The following is a 1,974-nucleotide window of genomic DNA, read 5'->3' as shown; positions in this document are numbered from 1 at the left end:
TACCTCCAAGCGGGATAAAAACTATAGTCCTGTTAATAAGGGGGCTTTATGTGTAAAAGGCCGTTTCGGATGGGATTTCATTCATTCCGCTGATAGATTGACAACCCCTTTAATCAAGGAAAATGGTGAATTCCGCGCCGCCTCCTGGGATGAAGCCCTGAATTTTGCGGCTAATAAACTAAAAGGAATTAAGGAGCAATATGGACCTGATTCCATAGCTCTCTTCAGTTCTGCCCGGGTCACCAATGAAGAGAACTATCTGGCACAGAAGCTAACGCGAGCAGCTATTGGCACCAACAATGTTGATCATTGTGCCCGTCTTTGCCATGCCTCCAGTGTTGCTGGAATAGGTGCCGCATTTGGTAGTGGCGCTATGACAAACTCAATTAATGAACTGGAAAAAGAAGCTCGAGCCATATTTATCATTGGAACCAACACCACAGATAATCATCCGGTTATCGGTTACAAAATTAAGAAAAATGTCCGTGAAACCGGAGCTAAACTCATAGTGGCTGACCCTCGCAGAATTGATTTGGCTAAGATGGCTGATGTCCATATGAGATTCCGTCCAGGCACTGATGTGGCTCTAATTAATGGAATGATGAATGTGATAATCTCTGAAGGCTTGATGGATAAGGAATTCATAGAAAAAAGAACCGAAGCTTATGAGCAAATGGCCGAGGTAGTAATGAAATATAGTCCCGAAGTGGTTGCGGAAATAACCGGGGTACCGGCGGAAGATATTAAAAAAGCAGCTCGTATCTATGCTGAATCCGAGGCTGCTGCCATTTGTTATTCCATGGGCATAACCCAGCATAGCACCGGGACGGATAATGTTAAATCAGTATGTAATCTGGCTATGCTAACCGGAAATGTTGGCAGACCCGGAACAGGAGTGAGCGCACTACGTGGGCAAAATAATGTGCAGGGAGCCTGTGATATGGGTGCGCTGCCGGTATGTTATCCTGCTTATCAACCATTAGGTGTCGATGCTAACCGGGAAAAATTCGAGCAGGCCTGGGGAGTAAAACTATCTTCCAACAACGGACTTACGATTACTGCCGCTATCAACAAGGCTCATCAGGGAGAATTAAAAGCACTGTATATAATGGGCGAAAATCCGATGATAAGTGATCCTGACCTGCATCATGTAGACGAGGCCTTGGACAAACTGGAATGTTTGATTGTGCAGGATATATTTTTGACTGAAACCGCACAGAAAGCTGATGTTGTTTTACCTGGAGTCTGCTTTGCTGAAAAAGATGGAACATTTACCAGTACCGAAAGAAGAGTACAAATGGTACGAAAAGCAGTTGACCCACCCGGGGAAGCCCGTCAGGACTGGAAAATTCTAAGTGAAATGTCAACTCGCCTGGGTTATTCTATGGACTATGCCACGGCGGAAGAGATATTTGAAGAGATGCGCACAGTTACCCCTTCATATGCAGGTATGAGTTATGCCCGATTAGAGGGACAGGGTTTGCACTGGCCATGTCCTAATGAGGAACACCCTGGTACTCCCATATTACACAGGGGAATATTTACCCGGGGTCTGGGTCTGTTCCACGCGGTAGAGTTCAAGGAACCCTTTGAACTTCCCGATGATCAATATCCCTTAATATTAAGTACTGGCCGGAGCCTGTTCCACTATCATACAGGTACCATGACCAGAAGGGCTCAGGCCCTGGATGCACATCAACCTTCCAATGAGGTGCAGGTAAACTCCGCTACGGCTGCCAGGCTAAATATTTATAATGGGGAAATGGTGAAATTGATTACCCGCCGGGGTAGTATTGAATTGAAAGCCAAAGCTACCGATATCCTGGCTGAAAATGTGGTGTTTACCTTTTTCCACTTCAGTGAAGCTGCTGCCAACATATTAACCAATGGCGAAGCGCTGGATCCTGTTTGCGGAATTCCAGAATTCAAAGTATGTGCAGCTCGCCTGGAAAAATTATAGTGGCGGTATAAACA

1 protein-coding gene is annotated in these 1,974 nt (G+C 45.6%); it reads left to right on the top strand.

Annotated features, from left to right (window positions below):
- The coding region (fdhF, locus tag AC6I5A_RS01290) for a formate dehydrogenase subunit alpha (RefSeq protein ID WP_034610823.1) at positions 1–1,960 on the top strand (1,960 nt) is incomplete at its 5' end.
- Positions 1,961–1,974 lie beyond the last annotated feature (14 nt).

Source organism: Desulfosporosinus sp. Tol-M2, from assembly GCF_059735615.1.
Note: the sequence above shows the minus strand (reverse complement) of the source record. Positions and strands in the feature narration are given on the sequence as shown.